The sequence below is a fragment of the Nonomuraea sp. NPDC049625 genome (assembly GCF_040675285.1).
GTDB lineage: Bacteria > Actinomycetota > Actinomycetes > Streptosporangiales > Streptosporangiaceae > Nonomuraea > Nonomuraea angiospora_A.
This window is the reverse complement of record NZ_JBFAOQ010000018.1, coordinates 92,628-110,604: the sequence shown is the minus strand read 5'-3', so window position 1 is coordinate 110,604 and position 17,977 is coordinate 92,628. Positions and strand designations below refer to the sequence as shown.

The 17,977-nt window shown below is 73.3% G+C and carries 13 protein-coding genes; 11 read left to right on the top strand and 2 right to left on the bottom strand.

Going from position 1 to position 17,977, the window contains the following annotated elements; all coding sequences use genetic code 11:
* Positions 1-4: 4 nt before the first annotated feature.
* From AB0J87_RS51130 to AB0J87_RS51115, 4 genes are all read left to right on the top strand, one after another.
* Entirely contained in the window at positions 5-1,297 is a 1,293-nt protein-coding gene (locus tag AB0J87_RS51130) for a Gfo/Idh/MocA family oxidoreductase (RefSeq protein WP_363980089.1), read from the top strand.
* Entirely contained in the window at positions 1,294-4,065 is a 2,772-nt protein-coding gene (locus AB0J87_RS51125; RefSeq protein ID WP_363980086.1) for a discoidin domain-containing protein, read from the top strand. Before AB0J87_RS51130 ends, AB0J87_RS51125 begins: the two co-directional genes overlap by 4 nt.
* A 154-nt stretch (positions 4,066-4,219) precedes the next feature.
* The gene (locus tag AB0J87_RS51120) at positions 4,220-4,897 is read left to right on the top strand and encodes a carboxylesterase family protein (protein ID WP_363980083.1); all 678 of its coding nucleotides are present in this window, start codon (positions 4,220-4,222) and stop codon (positions 4,895-4,897) included.
* On the top strand, positions 4,897-5,649 hold the full coding sequence (locus tag AB0J87_RS51115) for a helix-turn-helix domain-containing protein (RefSeq protein ID WP_363980081.1): 753 nt from the start codon (positions 4,897-4,899) through the stop codon (positions 5,647-5,649). Before AB0J87_RS51120 ends, AB0J87_RS51115 begins: the two co-directional genes overlap by 1 nt.
* A 126-nt stretch (positions 5,650-5,775) precedes the next feature.
* Here AB0J87_RS51115 and AB0J87_RS51110 read toward each other — a convergent pair whose 3' ends face one another.
* Positions 5,776-6,774 (bottom strand): winged helix-turn-helix domain-containing protein, encoded by a 999-nt coding sequence (locus AB0J87_RS51110; protein ID WP_363980078.1) that lies wholly within the window; start codon positions 6,772-6,774, stop codon positions 5,776-5,778.
* A 96-nt stretch (positions 6,775-6,870) separates the two neighbouring features.
* Here AB0J87_RS51110 and AB0J87_RS51105 point away from each other — a divergent pair, with 96 nt between their 5' ends.
* From AB0J87_RS51105 to AB0J87_RS51080, 6 genes are all read left to right on the top strand, one after another.
* Positions 6,871-8,439: a serine/threonine-protein kinase gene (locus AB0J87_RS51105; protein ID WP_363980075.1), complete on the top strand. Its 1,569-nt coding sequence runs from the start codon at positions 6,871-6,873 to the stop codon at positions 8,437-8,439.
* 1 nt (position 8,440) lies between these two features.
* On the top strand, positions 8,441-10,207 hold the full coding sequence (locus tag AB0J87_RS51100) for a protein kinase (RefSeq protein WP_363980072.1): 1,767 nt from the start codon (positions 8,441-8,443) through the stop codon (positions 10,205-10,207).
* The gene (locus AB0J87_RS51095; RefSeq protein ID WP_363980069.1) at positions 10,204-11,538 is read left to right on the top strand and encodes a serine/threonine-protein kinase; all 1,335 of its coding nucleotides are present in this window, start codon (positions 10,204-10,206) and stop codon (positions 11,536-11,538) included. The genes AB0J87_RS51100 and AB0J87_RS51095 overlap by 4 nt, the downstream gene beginning before the upstream one ends.
* Positions 11,535-13,040, top strand: a complete 1,506-nt coding sequence (locus tag AB0J87_RS51090; RefSeq protein ID WP_363980066.1) for a serine/threonine-protein kinase — start codon at positions 11,535-11,537, stop codon at positions 13,038-13,040. The genes AB0J87_RS51095 and AB0J87_RS51090 overlap by 4 nt, the downstream gene beginning before the upstream one ends.
* Positions 13,041-13,071: 31 nt before the next feature.
* The gene (locus AB0J87_RS51085) at positions 13,072-14,088 is read left to right on the top strand and encodes an aminotransferase class V-fold PLP-dependent enzyme (protein ID WP_363980063.1); all 1,017 of its coding nucleotides are present in this window, start codon (positions 13,072-13,074) and stop codon (positions 14,086-14,088) included.
* A gap of 243 nt (positions 14,089-14,331) precedes the next feature.
* A complete protein-coding gene (locus AB0J87_RS51080; protein WP_363980060.1) occupies positions 14,332-16,158 on the top strand; it encodes a rhamnogalacturonan lyase in 1,827 nt (608 codons plus the stop codon).
* Positions 16,159-16,162: 4 nt separating this feature from the next.
* Here AB0J87_RS51080 and AB0J87_RS51075 read toward each other — a convergent pair whose 3' ends face one another.
* Positions 16,163-17,248 (bottom strand): helix-turn-helix domain-containing protein, encoded by a 1,086-nt coding sequence (locus AB0J87_RS51075; RefSeq protein WP_363980057.1) that lies wholly within the window; start codon positions 17,246-17,248, stop codon positions 16,163-16,165.
* A gap of 112 nt (positions 17,249-17,360) precedes the next feature.
* On the opposite strand from AB0J87_RS51075, the gene AB0J87_RS51070 reads away from it, so the two are divergent.
* Positions 17,361-17,977, top strand: a 617-nt coding sequence (locus AB0J87_RS51070) for a LacI family DNA-binding transcriptional regulator (RefSeq protein ID WP_363980054.1), incomplete at its 3' end; no start/stop codon positions are given.

Here is a 17,977-nt window from a genome sequence, read left to right as displayed (position 1 = left end):
CAACTTGAGGGACCACATCGGGGAGGCCCTCGACCGGCCGATCACTCTGGCCGTGGTGGGCGCGGGCGCGCGCGGCACGGCCTACGCCGAGCTGGCCGCGCGCCGGCCGGACCGGGCGCGGGTCGTGGCGGTGGCGGAGCCGCGCGCGGCCGCCCGGCAGGAGTTCGCGGCACGCCACGCGCTCCCGCCCGAGCGGGTATTCCGCGACTGGAAGGAGCTGGCCGGCCTCGGCAGGATCGCCGACGCGGTGATCGTGGCCACGCTGGACGCCGATCACCTGGCGCCGGCCGAGGTCTTCGCCGAGCAGGGCTACGACATCCTGCTGGAGAAGCCCATCGCCCCCACCGAGGCGGACACGGTGGCCATCGGCGAGGCGGCGGCCCGTACCGGCGCCATGATCGCGATCTGCCACGTCATGCGATACACCCCCTACACGCGCAGGCTCCGCGAGGTGCTCCCCCGGATCGGCGACGTCGTCAGCGTGGAGCACCTGGAGCCGGTCGGGTGGTACCACTTCGCGCACTCGTTCGTCCGCGGCAACTGGCGGCGCGCGGACGAGGCCACGTTCGCGCTGCTGGCCAAGTCGTGTCACGACATCGACTGGCTGGGCCACGTCGTGGGGCGCAGGGCCGAGCGCGTGTCGTCCTTCGGCGGGCTGCGCCACTTCCGCGCCGACCAGCGGCCTCCGGGCGCCGCCGACCGGTGCCTGGAGTGCCCGATCGAGCCCGGGTGCCCGTACTCGGCCGTGCGGCTCTACCGCGACGGGCTGCGCGACGGCGGCACCAAGCAGTACTTCACCCGGGTCATGACCGGCGGCCCGCTCACCGAGGAGGCGGTCACCGCGGCGCTGGCCGAGGGCCCCTACGGGCGCTGCGTGTACGCCAGCGACAACGACGTGGTGGACCACCAGGTGGTGACCATCGAGTACGAGGGCGGGGTCACCGCGTCGTTCACGATGACCGCGTTCACGCCGCTGGAGAACCGGCACACCAAGCTGTTCGGCACCGCGGGCCAGCTGACCGGCGACGGCCGCTTTATCCACATTTATGACTTTTTGTCGGAAGAAACGACCATCATCGACACCTCGCTGGACGGCTCCAGCGCGGCGGAAGGCCACGCCGGCGGCGACGCCGCCCTGATCGAGTCGTTCGTCACCGCCCTGCACGAGGGGCGGCCCGAGCTGATCCTGTCCGGGATCCAGGAGAGCGTCGACAGCCACCGCGTGGTCTTCGCCGCCGAACGGGCCCGCCGTACCGCGACCGTACAAACCCTCTTGAACGGAGAGCACCCCCTATGAGGCACCGCGCCCTGCTCGCCCTCGCCGTGCTGACCACCTCGGTGGTCGGCCTCACCCCGGCGCCCGCCCAGGCCGGCGCGTCGGAGTGGCAGGACATCCGCAGGCTCCTGTCGGCCATCGACGACGCCTACACCGCTCCCCCGGCCCTCAACGCCGTGCAGACCGCCCGCTACACCGCCGGTCTGCTCCTGGGCAACGGCGACCTGCACGTCACGTCCGACGCCCGCGACCAGCGGCAGACGTACTACCTGTCCAAGTCCGACTTCTGGCACAGCGGCAACGGGCAGCTGCCGTTCGGCACGATCTCCATCGGCCCCGCGCACGCCGCGGCCACCCCCGCCGCCAAGGACACCCTCGAGTGCACCGCCGCCTGCGTGACCGACGGAGACCCCGAGACCCGCTGGGTGTCGCGGACCGGCGCGAGCGCGTCCGACCCGCAATGGGTCGCCGTCGACCTGGGCGGGGTGAAGACGGTCGACCGCTGGGTGGTCAGGCACAACGGCTACCAGGGCAGGGCCGCCAACTTCCAGGCGCTCAACACCCGGAGCTTCGCCCTGCAGAAGAGCGACGACGGCGTCACCTGGACCGACGTGGACACGGTCACGGACAACACGGCCGAGCTGACCGACCGGACCGTGCCCGCCTTCACCGCCCGCCACGTGCGCCTGCTGGTCACGGGTGCGGTGCGCGACCCCGCCGACCCGAACCAGAAGGCCTTCGTCCGGGACCTGCAGCTGTTCGGCGGCCAGAGGAACGTCCTCACCGGCGCACTCGGCGACGACCCGAACTACCGCCAGCGGCAGGACATCCTCAACGGGGAGGTCCGCGGCTCCCAGACGGTTGACGGCCGGGTGCTGAGCACCCGCACCTGGACCGCCGACGGCGAGAACCTGCTGGTCACCGAGCTGTCGATCCCCGACGGCGCGCAGCCGCTGCCGCTCCAGGCCGACCTGACCGTGCCCGCCGGCACGACGGGGGTCGCCGGGGACGGTCAGGTGTGGATCACCCGCACGACCGGCGCGGACGGCGAGAGCGGCTGGGTGTCCAAGGCGGCCGCGTCGGCCAGGGTCATCGGCTCGCGCACCCCGGTCACCGCGAGCACGCCGTCGGGCAACCTCGCCCGCCTCGCCTTCGAGCTGGCCCCCGGCCGGCCCGTGCGACTGGTCACGACGCTGCACGGCAACGGCGGCTACGCCAACCCCACGCCGCTGAACGACTTCGTCACCGAGGCGGTGGACCGGGTGCACGGCCTCGACGGCCGCGACCTCGACCGGGCCCGGTCCGCGCACCGCGAGTGGTGGAAGCGGTTCTGGCTGAAGTCGTACGTCGACACCGGCGACCCGATCCTCAACAAGTACTACTACGGCGCCCTGTACGCGATGGGCGCCGCCAGCCGCGCGGGCTCGTTCCTGCCCGGCACCTATTCGCCGTGGCGCACCATCGACCAGACCGGCGGCTCCAACCGCTACTGGCTGAACTACAACACCCAGGCCCCGTTCTACGGCGTCTACTCCGCCAACCGGCCCGAGCTGGCCGCCCCCTACTACAAGACGGTGGTGGCCGAGCTTCCGTACCAACGCAACACCACTCATGCCGCCGGGTACAAGGGGCTGACCTTCAGCCGGACCATCTACCCGTACAACCAGACCCGTCCCGCCCCCGCCGAGGTCCCGGTGACCGGCCCCAAGTCGCCGAAGAAGCTCGCCGACCAGAAGACCAACGGGACATTCGCCGCCATCCCGTTCCTGTGGAACTGGGAGTACACCCGGGACGAGGAGTTCCTGCGCACCACGGCCTACCCGTTCCTCAAGGAACTGGGTGAGTTCTGGATGGATTACGTGGTCAAGGGCGACGACGGCAAGTACCACGTCCTGAACAGCGCCGTGAACGAGGGCGGCGACGACGTCGACTCGACCTACGACCTCGGCTACATCCGGCGGACGCTGACCGCGCTGATCGAGTACAGCCGGGTGCTCGGGGTGGACGCGGAGCTGCGGCCGGTCTGGCAGGGCTACCTGGACGACCTGGCGCCGTACCCGACGGCGACCATGGACGGCCTGGACGTCATCCTGCTCGCCACCAAGATCGAGAATCCGATCAAGGGCAATGCGCTGCTCAACAAGAACGACCAGCCCATCAACCTGGAGGGCGTCGTCCACCCGAGCGACAACCTGGCCATCGGCGGTGACCCGGAACAGCTGCGGAAGGTCCGGAACACCCTGGACTGGGTGGATCCGTTCCTGCCGGGATCACGTGGTTCCTCCATCAACGGGTTCCCGAAGACGTTCACCATCGCGGCCCGCGCGGGCTGGGATCCCGAGGACCTCATCGGCAGGTTCACGGCCGTGATCAAGCTTCTGTGGCGGCCGAACCTGACCGTGGCGCAGTCGGGCGGCGGCCTGGAGACCTCGGGCTCGCTCGAAACCGTGAACTCGATGTTCCTGCAGAGGTTCGAGGACGTGATCCGGGTCTTCCCGGACTGGCCCGCCGGCCGTGACGGCAAGTTCGTACGGCTGCGCGCCAAGGGCGCGTTCCTGCTCTCCGCCGAGCGGCGGGCCGGACGCGAGGTCTCGTCCATCACGCTGACCAGCGAGAAGGGCGGGCGGGCGACCCTGGCGAGCCCGTGGCGCTCGGGCCGCCCGGTCGTGGTGGACACCGCCACGCACCGGCCCGTGCCGCTCACCTTCGGCCGCGCCGCGAACACCGGCGAGACGACCTTCGCCTTCGACACCCGGCCGGGCCACACCTACACCGCCTCCGCCCGCTGACCACGCCCCCTGCGCGGGCCCGTTCGCGGGCCCGCGCCGTCTCCCGCGACGGAATATTCGTCCAAGACACCCTGGCCCCGCGCTTGTGATGCTCGATCTCGCGTCAGGCACGGCTCCACGTGCGACGGCCGCGGAGCTCCGAGCGACAGGAGAGATGATGACGAACACCGTGGACAGCGCGCCAGGGGTTCAGGTGGCGAGTGGCCGGCTGCGGGGCCGGACGGACCGGGGCGTGGCGGCGTTCCTCGGGATCCCGTACGCCGCCCCGCCCTTCGGGGCGCGCCACATGCGGCCTCCGGAGCCACCCGCGCGGTGGGCAGGCGAGCGCCGCGCTGCCGATTACGGGCCGACCTGCCCGAAAGGCGACGGCGGCCTGGAGAGCGCGGCGCTGTTCCCGGAGGTCGTGATCCCTGGCGAGGAATGCCTGAACCTCAACGTGTGGACCCCCGATCCCGGGGGATCCGGCCTGCCGGTGCTGGTCTGGATCCACGGCGGCATGTTCACGCAGGGGTCCGGATCCGTCGCCGGCTACCGAGGCACGTCCTTCGCCCGCGACGGGGTCGTGTGCGTCACGATCGACTACCGGCTCGGCGCCGAGGGCTTTCTCCACCTCGATGACGGCACCGCCAACCTGGGACTGCTGGACCAGATCGCCGCGCTCGAGTGGGTCCAGGACAACATCGCCGCGTTCGGCGGCGATCCGGGGCGGGTGACCGTCGCCGGCCAGTCCGCCGGGGCCATGAGCGTCGTCACTCTCATGGCCATGCCCCGTGCCCGAGGACTGTTCCGCCAGGCGGTCGGTCGCGGCCCGGCCGGCTGCCGAGGGTCGTGATGGCGGGGTTCAGCGACCGGGCGAACGAGTTCCGCGACGTCGCGCTGGTCCCGCACCCCGCGGTCACGGTGATCTTCGACCTCGGCGACCAGCCGTTCGTCGTCGAGGACGGCCGTGGCGCGCGGCAGCGAGAACGCGTCGTCGCCGGACTCGCACCCAACGGGGCCCGAGGGCGGGGGATGGCCAGGAGTTCCGAGTGCCTGCAGTTGCGGCTTTCGCCGATGGTCGCGCACGCGGTCCTGGGCGCCTCCTCGGAGCTGAGCGGGACGGTGGTCGCCCTCGATGACCTCTGGGGACGAGACGCCGTACGAATCCAGGAGCAATTGCGTGCCGCCGGGTCGTGGGAGGAGCGATTCGCGATCGCGGAGGCCGCGCTGGCCCGGCGGGAGGAAGCGGGCCGCGCTGTCGACCCGGAAGTCGCCTTCTCCTGGGGGCAGATGGTGGCCACCCGGGGGCGGATCCGGGTCGAACGACTGGTCACCGAGACCGGATGGAGCCGTAAGCGCCTCTGGTCTCGGTTCCGCGCCCAGGTCGGCCTCACCCCCAAGCGGGTCGCCCAGCTCATCCGCTTCGACCACGCGGCCCACCGTCTCGCCGCCGGCCACCGTGCCGCCTCGGTGGCGGCGGAAAGCGGCTACGCCGACCAGTCGCACCTTCACAGAGACGTCGTGGCCTTCGCCGGGATGACGCCGACCGCGGTCGCGCTCTCGCCGTTCCTCGCACTCGACGACGTCGCGTGGCGCCATCGATGAACTCCCGCATGGGCACCTTCCGCAGCGACGCGGCAACCCGGCTGACTCCATCGAGAAGCAAGGCGACGTTCGTCTCGTCGGAAGCGGGGCCTTCGGCGGGGAGGGTCAGCACGTCGAACAGGACCGCTACTTCGAGGCCGGCGGCACAGGCCCGAGCAGGCCGCTGCCCAGCGGGGTCAGCAGGTTGAGCACGGCGGGGCCCCGGCGCACGCTCCTGATCAGGCCCGCCTCCCGCAGCACCTTCGCGTGCCGGCTGGCCGCCGCCAGCGACACGCCCGCCCGCCGCGCCAGCTCCGTGGTGGTGGCCCCGCCGTCGGCGGCCTGCAGGACGGCGGCGCGGGCGGCGCCGATCAGCGCCTCCACCGAGCCAGGCGTCCGCTCGCCCGGCTGCCACCGGAACGCGGCGTCGATGGGATAGATCAGCACCGGCGGCAGTTCGGGGTCGGCCAGCGAGACCGGCACGCGGCGGCAGAAGAAGGACGGCACCAGCGTCAGCCCCCGGCCGCGCAGGTGCAGGTCGCGGTCCACGCTGTAGTCGACCTCCAGCACCGGCGAGCGCCAGCGCATCATCGGCTTCATGCTGCTCAGCAGGCCCTCCACGCCGGAGTTGAGCAGGCGGCCGGCGCGCCAGGCCCGGTCGGCCTCCACCGCGGGCTGGATGAGGTCGTGGTACGGGGCGATGGCCGCGGCGTGGTAGCCGGCCAGGGCGGCGGCCAGCTCGGCCACGGGCGCGGACGGGCGGTCGGCGAGCGCGCCCAGCCAGGCGGGGATGGGCACGTGCCGGGCGAGCAACTCCAGCTCGTGGCGGAACCGGCGGCTCGGGGTGGCGCGCAACGCGTCGAGCCCGGCCTGCAGCCCGTCGCGGGCCGCCGCCGGCGTGAGGAAGTCGGGGAAGTACGGCGCCTCGGGCGCCAGCGCGGTCAGCCAGCGCAGCCCGGAGGCCATCCTGGAAAGCCTGGCCGGGCTCTCGCGCAGGGCGCGCTCCCAGGGCCGGAAGGCCGGCGCCTTGTCCTTGTCCTGCAGCCGGAAACTGCTGAGCACGACCTCCCACAACGGGTCCGCGCCCGCGGCCACTGTCGTGCGCGCCACGTCGTCCGCCGTGAAATGAATGCGCAGCAGCCCCACGAACCCTCTTCTCGGACACCGGCGAGCAGCTTGTTTTCACTAGGCTGCAAAGGGTCTGGCCGAGGCATCGTACCAACGACCACCATGTGACCAACGATGATCGACAATCCCCCCGAGTCCCTGTTATCCGAGCGCTACCGGCTGATCCGGGCGCTCGGCCGAGGCGGCATGGGCACCGTCTGGCTCGCCCGTGACGAGACGCTCAACCGCGAGGTCGCGGTCAAGGAGGTGCTGCTCTCGCCCGACATCGCGGCGGAGGAGCGCGCCGAGCTGTGCGAGCGCACGGTGCGGGAGGCGTACGCGGCGGCGCGGCTGAGCCATCCGGGCATCGCCACCGTCCACGACGTGTTCTCCCAGGACGGCCGCCCGTGGATCGTCATGGAGCTGCTGCGCGGGCGCACGCTGCAGGACTCGATCCGCGACGACGGCCCGTGGGCGCCGCAGCGGGTGGCCCGGCTCGGCGCCGACCTGCTGACGGCCCTGTCGGTCGCGCACCGGCAGGGCATCCAGCACCGCGACGTCAAGCCCGGCAACGTGTTCCTGTGTGACGACGGCCGGGCCGTGCTGACGGACTTCGGCATCGCCAGGATCGACGGCCAGGTCACCATCACGCAGTCGGGGCTGCTGATCGGCTCGCCGGGGTTCATCGCGCCCGAGCGGTTGCGGGGCGAACGCGGCGGGCCGCAGTCGGACCTGTGGTCGCTGGCCGCCACGCTGTACACGGCGGTGGAGGGCACCTCGCCGTTCCACACCGCGTCACCGCTGGCGACGCTGCACCGGGTGCTCACCGAGGATCCGCGGCCGTCCGCGCGGGCGGGTGCGGCGCTGGGGCCGGTGCTGCTGCGCATGTTGTCGCGCGAGGCCGCCGACCGCCCGGACCCCGCGCTGGCGGGCCGGTGGCTGGAGGCCGCCGCCTCCGGTGCACCGGCTCCCATGGACCGTCCCCGGCGTCCGCGCCCGCACCTCGGCAGGGCCGTCCCGGTGGCCGCCGCCGTCACCGGGCTCGCCGTCGTCGGGACCCTCGCCTGGTACGGCGTCGCCCGCGACACCCCTGACCCGCCGCCGCCCCGCGCGGCCGCCCCGCCCGCGTCCGCCGCCGCTCCCCCGGCCGCAACCCCGCCGTCGAAAGAGCCGGCGAAGGGCAGGTTCACGGTGCCGGTCGACTTCTGCACGCTGCTCACCGGCGCGCAGGTCAAGGAGACGGCGTACGGGCGCGAGCTGAAGCGCGACCACGAGGAGGACGGCTGCGCCTGGACGAAACGGAAGGTCGGGCTCTCCGTCAAGCCCACGAAGGCCCAGAACAAGGACTACTGGGAGGCCCTCCCCGTGGAGGCCCACGAGGAGTTCCTCAACAAGCGGACCATCAACGGCGACGGGTCCAGCGGCGGGGTGTGGCAGTGGGGCGCCGTCGGGATGCAGTGGCCGATCGGCACCACGTCCACCGCCGCCGCCCCGGTCGCCGGGGTCGGTGAGGAGGCGTTCCAGTACGACGTCTCCGAGCGGAAGTCGGGGACCATGGTGAGGTCCAACGTCGTGTTCCGGGTCAGCAACATGGTGGTGGAGGTCGAGTACGTCGACTTCGACGGCACGGAGGCGGCGCGGGTGCGCTCGGCCGCGCTGCGGGCCGCCAAGCTGACGGCCGCCGCGCTGAGCAGGCGGGGGTGACATGACGTCGCTGATCGGAGGCAGGTACCGGCTCATCGAGCCCGTCGGCGAGGGCGGCATGGGCGTCGTCTGGCGCGCCCGCGACGAGAGCCTGGGGCGGGAGGTGGCGGTCAAGCGGGTGCGGCTGGCCCCCGGGCTGGACGCCGCGTCGCGGGCCGCCCTGTGCGACCGCGCGCTGGCCGAGGCGAGGACGGCCGCCGCGCTGCGGCATCCCTCGATCGTGGCCGTGCACGACCTGATCGTCGAGGACGGGGATCCGGCGATCGTGATGGAGCTGGTCCACGGGCCGTCCCTGGAGCAGGTCCTCCGCGAGAACGGGCCGCTGCCCGCGCGCCGCGCGGCCGAGATCGGGCTGCGGGTGCTGTCCGCACTGGCGGCCACGCACGCGGCGGGGGTGCTGCATCGGGACGTCAAGCCGGCCAACGTGCTGCTGGCGGGGGACGGGCGCGTGGTGCTGACGGACTTCGGCATCGCCACCCTGGTCGGCGGCCTGCCCGGCACACCGGTCGGCACCCCGGGCTACACGGCTCCCGAATGCCTGCACCCTCCCGGCACAGAGCACGCCCCCAGCACAGGCCACGCTCCCAGCACAGGCCACGCTCCCAGTACAGGCCACGCTCCCAGTACAGAGCAGGCTCCCAGTGCGGACCATGCCCGCACCACAGACCACGTCCCCGCCACGGACCACACCCTCATCCAGCCCACAGGCCCGACCGATGGTCACGCCACCGACCGGACCGTGGTTCCACCCACCGACCCGACCGGTGCGGGTCCTGCGGATCGGACCGCCATCCAGCCGACCGGCCCGACGTCGCCACGAGCCGCCGGGCCCGGCTCGGATGCCTGGTCAGGGGCCGCGGGACCGGCCTCGGATCTGTGGTCGCTGGCCGCCACCCTCTACACCGCCGTCGAAGGGCGCGGCCCGTTCGCCAGGGACAGCGCCGTCGCCACGCTGAGCGCCGTCCTCACCGAGCCGCCCGCCCCCTCGGGGAGCGTGCTGTGGCCGGTGCTGGCCGCCGCGCTGGACAAGGATCCACACAAGCGTCCCGGTGCAGAACGGCTCCGGGGCTGGCTGGAGGCGGTCGTGCAGGGGCCGGCCGCTACAGCCGTACTTCCCGAACCGCCGCGGGCCACCCCGCCCGGAGTGCGGCTGCCGGTCGTGCTGGGCGCCCTGGCCGTCGCGGCCCTGGTCGGCGCGGGCGCGGTCGTCGTACCCCAGCTCGGGAGAACCTCCGCGGCGGCCCCCGCGTCCGTCGCCGCCGCACCGTCGGCGACGGACGGGGCGGGGCGGTTCGCCGCCCTGCCGCGCGCGTGCGGCCTCCTCACCCCGGAGCAGGCCGCCAAAGCCGTCCCGAAGGCGTTGATCATGCCGAGGGAGAACGCCGAATGCACCTGGCATCAGAGCCTGGCCAAGGAATCCCGGTCGCTGCGGCTCGAACTGGAGATGCAGGAGCCGACCGGCACCCACGCGGAGATCGCGCTGGCCGCCGACGACTTCGACTCGCGGCGGGACGAGGCCGAACGGAGCAGGAAATACTCCTCCCTGGGCAAGAGCTCCGAGATCACCGACCTCAAGGGGCTCGGCGACGAGGCGATGACATGGACCGTCACCGACGATCGCCGGCCGCAGACCGAGGTCGCGATCGTCTTCCGGGTGAGCAACCTGGTGGCCAAGCTGACGCTGCGGCGTGAGGTCGCCCAGGACCCCGCCCTGCCCGAGCAGGCGGGTGCCGCGGCCCGTTCGGTCGTCGAGGCGCTGACGCGATGAGGGGCACCGTACTGGCGGGACGCTACACCCTGGTCGAGCCGCTCGGCCCAGGTGGCGGCACCTGGCTGGCCAGGGACGAGGTCCTGCACCGCGACGTGGCGGTCAAGCGAATCCCCCTCACCACCGCCCGGCCGGGCTCGGGGGCGGGCGAGCGGGAGCGGGTGCTGGCCGAGGCCAGGTTCGCGGCGTCGCTGAGCCATCCCGGGCTCGTCACCGTGCACGACGTCCTCGCCTCCGGCCCTCAGCCCTGGGTCGTCATGGACCTCATCAGGGGCGGTTCGCTCGACCGGGTCACCGCCGCCGAGGGACCGCTGGAGCCGGGCCGGGTCGCGGCGATGGGGCTGCGGCTGCTCGACGCGCTGGCCGTCGTCCACGCGCACGGGCACGTGCACGGCGCGGTCACGCCGGGCAACGTCCTCATCGCCGCGACCGGCGAGACCGTCCTCGCGGGCCTCGGCACCACCAGGCCGGACGCCGCCCCCGCCGTCGATGTGCGCATGCTCGTCACCACCCTCATGTTCGCCCTGGACGGGGGCTCCACGCCCCACCCGGGCAACGCGGCCGCCTCCCCAGCGCTCCTTCCCCAGCTGCGGGAGGCGGCCGCGTTCCGGGCCGCGCTCGACCGGGCGCGCGACGGGGCGGAGGTCCGTGCCGTCCTCGCCGAGGCGGCGGCCCGCGCGGCGGCCGTCGCGGCCGAGGTGCGGACCGTGCCCACCGAGGTCAGGTCCGCGAGCGGGCGCCGTACGCTGTGGGTGGCCGTCACCGCCGCGACCGCGCTCGTCGCCACCGTGGCGGCCCTCGCCATCGCCAGACCCGGCACCGCGACCCGCGGCTCGGCCGCCGCCACCACCCCCGCCACCACCACCCCCGCGACCCCGAGCCGGTCCCGGACCGCGGCGGCGGCCCCCTCCCCCGACCCGTGCGCGGTGGTCGTCCCCACCGACCGGGTACTGCCGAGCAAGTCGTCCACGTGCTCCGTCACCGTGGACGGCGCCGGCGTCACGATCAAGACCCAGCCGAACGTGGACACCGCGCGCAAGGTGTTCGACGCCCTCCGCAAACGCCGGCAGTCGCAGACCGGCACCTCGAAGGTGGAGCGCGCGGTCACCACCCCCGTCAAGAACGTGCCCGGCCTCGGCGACGAGTGCTTCTCCCAGGACACCACCGTGGGCATCCTGTCCAGCGTGAGCAGCAACGTCTGGCTGCGTGTCCGCACGATGGTGATCGAGGTGTCCGTGATGGGGAACGGCTCCGCGGTCACCTCCGAGATGCGGGACACCGCCATGCGCGCGGCACGCACCACCGCGGCCAGACTCCAGGGGAAATCATGAGCGGCGACCGCTTCCACCCGATCGGCCCCCTCGCCCAGGGCGCGCCCGGCCGCGCTCTGCGGGTGTTCGACCGCCGCACCGGCATGGAGGTGGCGGCCAAGCGCCTGCCGCTCCCGGAGGGCCGGGCCGGCTTCGACGAGGTACGCCGGCAGGCCATGGCCGCGGGGAGCCTGCGGCACCCGTCGATCCACCCCATCCACGAGGTCGTCGGCGCCGGCGCCGAGGTGTGGATCCTCTCCCCGATCGTCAACGGCTGGTCCCTGCGCGCCGAACTCCACCAGCGCGCCGCCCTCGGCCCGGCCGCGGCCGCCGCGATCGGCCTGCGCGTGCTGGACGCGCTGACGTACGCGCACCGGCACGGCGTCACCCACGGCAACCTGCACCCGGGCAACGTCCTGCTGGCCCCGGGCGGCCACGTGGTGCTGAACGACTTCGCCATCCCGGCCCTGGCCACCGAAACGGCCGCCAGGCTGCCCGGCTTCACGGCACCGGAGCTCACCCCCCACGACGGTGACGGGGGCATGACGGGGCCTGCCGCCGACCTTTGGGCGCTCGGCGCGATCCTCTACGCGGCGGCGCTCGGCAGGCCGCCCTTCGTCCGGGCCACACCCGCCGCCACCGCGGAGGCCGTCCGGCAGGGGATCGCGATCGAGGCGAAGGACCCGTTCACCGCCCTCCTGCGCGACCTCCTCGACCCCGACCCGGCCCGCCGCCCGGACGCGGCCGCCGTCCACGCGGCCCTGCGGGGCGCCGCCGCGCGGCCGGCCTTCGAGGTCGCGACCGTCACGGTCGGCGGCGTCGAGATCGTCGGCCGGCCCGTCCCCGCCGACGCCCCCGTCCCTCCCCCGGCCCCGGCCAAGAGCTCGCCGCGCGTCAGGCCGGCCGCCCTCGTCCCTGCCGTGGCCGTCGCCGCGGTGCTGGGCGCGGGCCTCGCGCTGCTCGTCCCCGTCGGCACCACCGCGGCGCCCCCGGCCGCCGCCTCCGGCACGGGCCCGGCCGCCGCGCCCGTGCCGGACGACATCCCGCCGTTCGCCAAACCCCCCGAACCGTGCAAGCTGGTCTCCGACGACCTCGTACGGGAGCTCGCCCCCTCGGCGGGCAAACCGTTCACGTACGTCAAGGGCGACTTCACCTCATGCTCGTGGAAGAGCGACTACGCGATCCCGGAGGCCAAGCGCGGCGAGCTGTCCATCACGCTGAACACGCTGGACAGCGAGACGATGTCGGACGCCACGTTCGACATCTCGAAGCGGGTCGCGTCCCGGCTGCACACGAACTACCGCGAGGTCGACGGCCTGGCCCACGACGCGTTCACCTACACCGACGCCGCGACGAGCAGCCTCCGACGGTACAAGGTGACGTACGAGTTCCGGCTGAGCAACCTCCACGGAACGGTCGAGTACGGCCGCTCGGTGGGCGTCGACCCGGACGGCTCCATCGCCGGGAACGCCGAGAAGCTCACCCGCCTGGTCATCGGCCGGCTGCTGAAACGCCCCAACTGAAACCGGCGGCCGGCGACCTTAGGCTGGCCCCATGGACATCGCCTCGGCGCACGAGCTCTGGGACGCCGCTCCCGGCTGGCTCAACACCGCCTCCTACGGCCTGCCCCCTCGCCACGCCTTCGAAGAGCTCCAAGCCGTCCTCACCGAATGGCGGCACGGCAGCGGCGACTGGAAACCATGGGACGCCTCGGTGGGCCGTTCCCGCGCCGCCTTCGCCCGGCTCATCGGCGCGCCCGTCGCCGACGTCACCGTCAGCTCCACCGCCTCCCAGATCATGTCCACGGTCGCCACCGCGCTGCCGCCGGGCGCGCGCGTCGTGGTGCCGGAGATCGAGTTCACCAGCAACCTGTTCCCGTGGGCGGTGGCCGCCGAGGTCGAGACCGTGCCCGCCGACCGGCTGGCCGACGCCGTCACCGGCTCCACCGACGCCGTCGCCTTCAGCCTCGTCCAGTCCGCCACCGGGTACGTCGCCCCGCTCCAGGACGTCGTGGCCGCCGCCCGGGCCCACGACGCGCTGGTCATCGCCGACGCCTCCCAGGCCTGCGGCTGGCTGCCGGTCCGGGTCGAGGGCATCGACGCGCTGGCCTGCGCCGCGTACAAGTGGCTGATGGCGCCGCGCGGGGCCGCGTTCGGCTACCTGTCGCCCCGCCTGCGCGAGCGCATGCGCCCGCTGGCCGCCAACTGGTACGCCGGGGCCGACGAGGGCGGCTCCTACTACGGCCCGCCGCTGCGGCTCGCGCCGGACGCCCGCGCGTTCGACCTGTCGCCGGCCTGGTTCTCCTACGTCGGCGCCGCCCCGGCCATCGAGCTGCTCGACGAGCTCGGCGTCGAGCGGATCCGCGACCACAACGTCGCCCTCGCCAACCGTTTCAGGGCCGGGCTCGGCCTCGAACCGTCCGACTCGGCCATCGTCTCCGTGGACGCCCCCGGCGAGCGCCTGGAGGCGGCCGGCATCCGCGCGGCCGTGCGGGCGGGCAAGGTGCGGGCCAGCTTCCACGTCTACACCACCGCCGACGACGTCGACCGCGCGCTGGACGCCCTCACCTGACCCGGGCATGACTCGGCCGTGACAGCGGACCCTTGCGAGCGGGAGACGGGGCCGCTTTAATACGCCGGGCCGCGGACGCGGCGACCCCGTTTGCCGGCGAGGAGACATTGTGGCCATTTCCGCAGGTCTGACATTCGTCCCTGACATCCGCGGTCCCGGCCTGCGTCCGTTAACGCTAACACCCCGATGAAACTTTCTTTTTCGCCCATCGGGAAAGCGCTTACCAAGAAGGGAACCGAGCGAATGCGCTTACGACTGGCCGGCGCGGCGGCAGTCCTCGCCCTGGCTACGACGATCAGCGGTGTCCCCGCCCACGCCGCCCCGCCCACGAAGCAGATGGAGGACCTCGACCGCGGCCTGACCAGTGTCCGGTCCGGTTCGGGCAACCTCGTGTCCTGGCGGCTGCTCGGCACCGACCCCGACGGCGTGGCCTTCAACGTGTACCGGGGCTCGACCAGGGTCGCCACGAACCTCACCGCCTCCACCAACTACCTCGACAACGGCGCCGCCGCCGACGCCTCGTACACGGTCAGGGCGGTGGTCGGCGGGGCCGAGCAGGCCGCCTCGCCCGCCTCGCTCCGCTTCACCGGCGGCTCGTACCTCGACGTGCCGATCCAGCCGCCGTCGGGCGGCACGACGCCGGACGGGGTCGCCTACACCTACAACGCCAACGACGCCGGCGTGGGCGACGTGGACGGCGACGGCCGGTACGAGATCGTGCTCAAGTGGGACCCGACCAACGCCAAGGACAACTCCCAGTCGGGCTACACCGGCAACGTGTACGTGGACGCGTACCGGCTGGACGGCACCCGCCTGTGGCGCATCGACCTGGGCCGCAACATCCGCGCGGGCGCCCACTACACCCAGTTCCAGGTGTACGACTACGACGGCGACGGCCGGGCCGAGGTCGCGATGAAGACCGCCGACGGCACCAGGGACGGCGTGGGCACGGTCATCGGCAACGCGTCGGCCGACTACCGCAACTCCAGCGGCTACGTCCTGTCCGGCCCCGAATACCTGACGATGTTCGACGGCCAGACCGGCGCCGCCAGGTCCACGGTCTCCTACGACCCGCCCCGGGGCACCGTGTCGAGCTGGGGCGACTCGTACGGCAACCGCGTGGACCGCTTCCTCGCCGGCACCGCGTACCTGGACGGCGAACGCCCCTCGCTGATCATGGCCCGCGGCTACTACACGCGTTCCGTCATCGCCGCCTGGGACTTCCGCAACGGCACGCTCACCAAGCGCTGGACGTTCGACAGCAACTCGGCGGGCTCCCAGTGGACCGGCCAGGGCAGCCACAGCCTGTCCGTCGGGGACGTCGACCAGGACGGCAGGGACGAGATCGTGTACGGCGCCATGGCCGTCAACGACAACGGCACCGGCATGTGGACCACGGGCACCGGCCACGGCGACGCCCAGCACCTGGGCGACTTCGACCCGGGCAGGGCGGGCCTGGAGTACTTCAAGGTGAGCGAGTCGGGCTCCCAGCCGTCCTCGCTCTACATCGACCCGCGCACCGGCCAGATCCTCTGGTCCACCCCCGCCAACGGCGACAACGGCCGCGGCGTGGCCGGCGACATCTCGACGGTCAGGATCGCCAGTGAGTTCTGGTCCGCGGCCGACGGCAACCTGCGCAGCGTCACCGGCAACAACGCCGGCCGCAAGCCGTCCTCGGTCAACTTCCTCGTCTGGTGGGACGCCGACCCGCTCCGGGAGCTGCTCGACCAGACCAGGATCGACAAGTACGGCACCAGCGGCGACACCCGCCTGCTGACCGCCTCCGGCGTGCACTCCAACAACGGCACCAAGGCCACCCCGTCGCTGTCGGCGGACCTGTTCGGCGACTGGCGCGAAGAGGTCGTCTGGCCCACCAGCGACAACCGCGCCCTGCGGATCTACGCCACGACCACGCCCACGGACCGCCGCATCTACACCCTGATGCACGACCCGCTCTACCGGGTGTCGGTCGCGTGGCAGAACACGGCCTACAACCAGCCGCCGCACACGAGCTTCTTCATCGGCGACGGCATGCCCACCCCGCCCAGGCCGAACATCTACGTCCGCTGACGCACTACCGGTCGGTACGGGGGAGGGCGGGTCTGGTGACGGCCGCGGCGTGGGCGGCTCCCCGGCCGTGGGCGCGGGCGACGATCCGGCCCGCCTGGACGCGTACCGCGGCCTCGGTGGCGTCGTCCGCGTCCGGGATCCCGGCGGCCGAGGCGACGGCGGCGTGCTCGTCGAGGACGAGGTGCAGGCCCGGCCGGGGATCCGGGCCGAACACCCGGCGCAGGCTGCCGGCGAGGTCGCCGATCCTGAGCCGTACGAGCCGCCCCAGTTCGGCGGGATCGCCGGTCACCACGGCGATGGTGACGCGATCCTCCGGGCGGGCGGCACGGACGGCCTCCTCGGCCGCCTCCAGCCGGCCGGTCCCCAGGACGGCGATCACGCCGTCGGCGTCGAACCCCGTCCGGCGGCCGGTGAGCTCGTCCGGTAGCTCCGCGGGCGACTCCCAGGCGTCCTGGACGGCTCGCGCGGGGGTGACGTAGGGCAGGTGGGGCGGGTCCCACGTGTCGGCGAGGTCGAGGCCGGCCAGGTGCCGGCAGGCGCGGGCCACGTCGAAGGGGTCGCCGAAGCCGGGCGCCGTCTCGGCCAGGTGAGCGGCTCCGCTCAGCAGCGTGAGGACCAGCTCGGCCAGCCGCACCCGCCGCGCGTGGCCCGGCGCGCGCGGCTCCAGCGCGAGGGCGAGCAGCAGCGCCTCCAGCCTGCCGAGCTGCCCCAGCGCGGCGCGGCCGGGTTCGTCGTCGAACACCCCGGCCAGCGAGCGCGACTGCAGCCTGCCCCCGGCGGACGTGTCGCCGGTCAGGGGCAGCCGTTCGAGCCACACGCGGGCGAAGGCCCCCAGCGCCTCGGCCACGCCGGACGGCGGCGGGCCCTCCTCGGCCGCCACGGGCCCGATCGAGCCGACCAGGACCGCCAGGTAGAGGGCGCGCTTGCTCGGGAAGTTCGAATAGACCGCGCCGCGGGTCAGCTCGGCCCGTTCAGCGATCCGGTCGACCTTGGCCTCGGCGTATCCGCGCTCGGCGAACTCCTCCCTCGCGGCCGCCAGCACGGCCGCTCGGGTGCGTTCCTGCTGCTGCGCCCGGGTCAGCCTGACCATCGAGCCACACTCCCAACATTCAGATGTTCACATCATCTGAATGATAGCGCTCTTGACATCGACGCGTACCACGGGCGAATCTGACTACGTAGTCATAACCCAGGAGCCGCGAGTGTCCGACGCCAGGCGAAAGCCCCCGAGCAGCACCGACGTCGCCGCCCTCGCGGGCGTGTCGCAGAAGACGGTCTCGCGCGTGCTGAACGGCGAGCCGTACGTCACCGAGGAGGTCCGCGAGCGGGTGCTGGCCGCGGCGCGCGAGCTCGGCTACCGCCGCAACACCGCGGCCAGGGCGCTCCACCTGGGCCGCTTCCACCGCATCGGGGTCGCCTCGATCGGCAGCTCGCTCTACGGCCCGGCATCCCTGCTCGTCGCCCTGGAGCGGCAGGCCAGGCAGGTCGGGTACGCGTTCGCGGTCGCCTACGCGGGCGAGGGCGCCGCCGTCACGAACGCGGTCGAGTCCCTGCTGGCCCAGGGCGTGGACGCCGTCGTGATCTCCGACCCGATCGACGGGGACCAGGACCTGCGCGTCGACCCGGACGTCCCCGTGCTGAGCTTCCGGCCGATCCCCGGGCTCGACGGGCCGCGCGTGGTGGTCACCGGCCCGTCCGGCGTGGAGGCGGGCAGGCAGGCGACCGAGCACCTGCTCGGCCTGGGGCACGCCACCGTCTGGCACGTCGCGGGGCCGCACCGGTGGCCGGCGGCGCGCGACCGGGCGCGCGGCTGGCGGGA

Coding starts and splice junctions, on each gene's coding strand:
- AB0J87_RS51125 (WP_363980086.1), top strand. CDS start 1,294: ATGAGGCACCGCGCCCTGCTCGCCCTCGCCGTGCTGACCACCTCGGTG.
- AB0J87_RS51120 (WP_363980083.1), top strand. CDS start 4,220: ATGATGACGAACACCGTGGACAGCGCGCCAGGGGTTCAGGTGGCGAGT.
- AB0J87_RS51115 (WP_363980081.1), top strand. CDS start 4,897: ATGGCGGGGTTCAGCGACCGGGCGAACGAGTTCCGCGACGTCGCGCTG.
- AB0J87_RS51105 (WP_363980075.1), top strand. CDS start 6,871: ATGATCGACAATCCCCCCGAGTCCCTGTTATCCGAGCGCTACCGGCTG.
- AB0J87_RS51100 (WP_363980072.1), top strand. CDS start 8,441: ATGACGTCGCTGATCGGAGGCAGGTACCGGCTCATCGAGCCCGTCGGC.
- AB0J87_RS51095 (WP_363980069.1), top strand. CDS start 10,204: ATGAGGGGCACCGTACTGGCGGGACGCTACACCCTGGTCGAGCCGCTC.
- AB0J87_RS51090 (WP_363980066.1), top strand. CDS start 11,535: ATGAGCGGCGACCGCTTCCACCCGATCGGCCCCCTCGCCCAGGGCGCG.
- AB0J87_RS51085 (WP_363980063.1), top strand. CDS start 13,072: ATGGACATCGCCTCGGCGCACGAGCTCTGGGACGCCGCTCCCGGCTGG.
- AB0J87_RS51080 (WP_363980060.1), top strand. CDS start 14,332: ATGCGCTTACGACTGGCCGGCGCGGCGGCAGTCCTCGCCCTGGCTACG.
- AB0J87_RS51075 (WP_363980057.1), bottom strand. CDS start 17,248: ATGGTCAGGCTGACCCGGGCGCAGCAGCAGGAACGCACCCGAGCGGCC.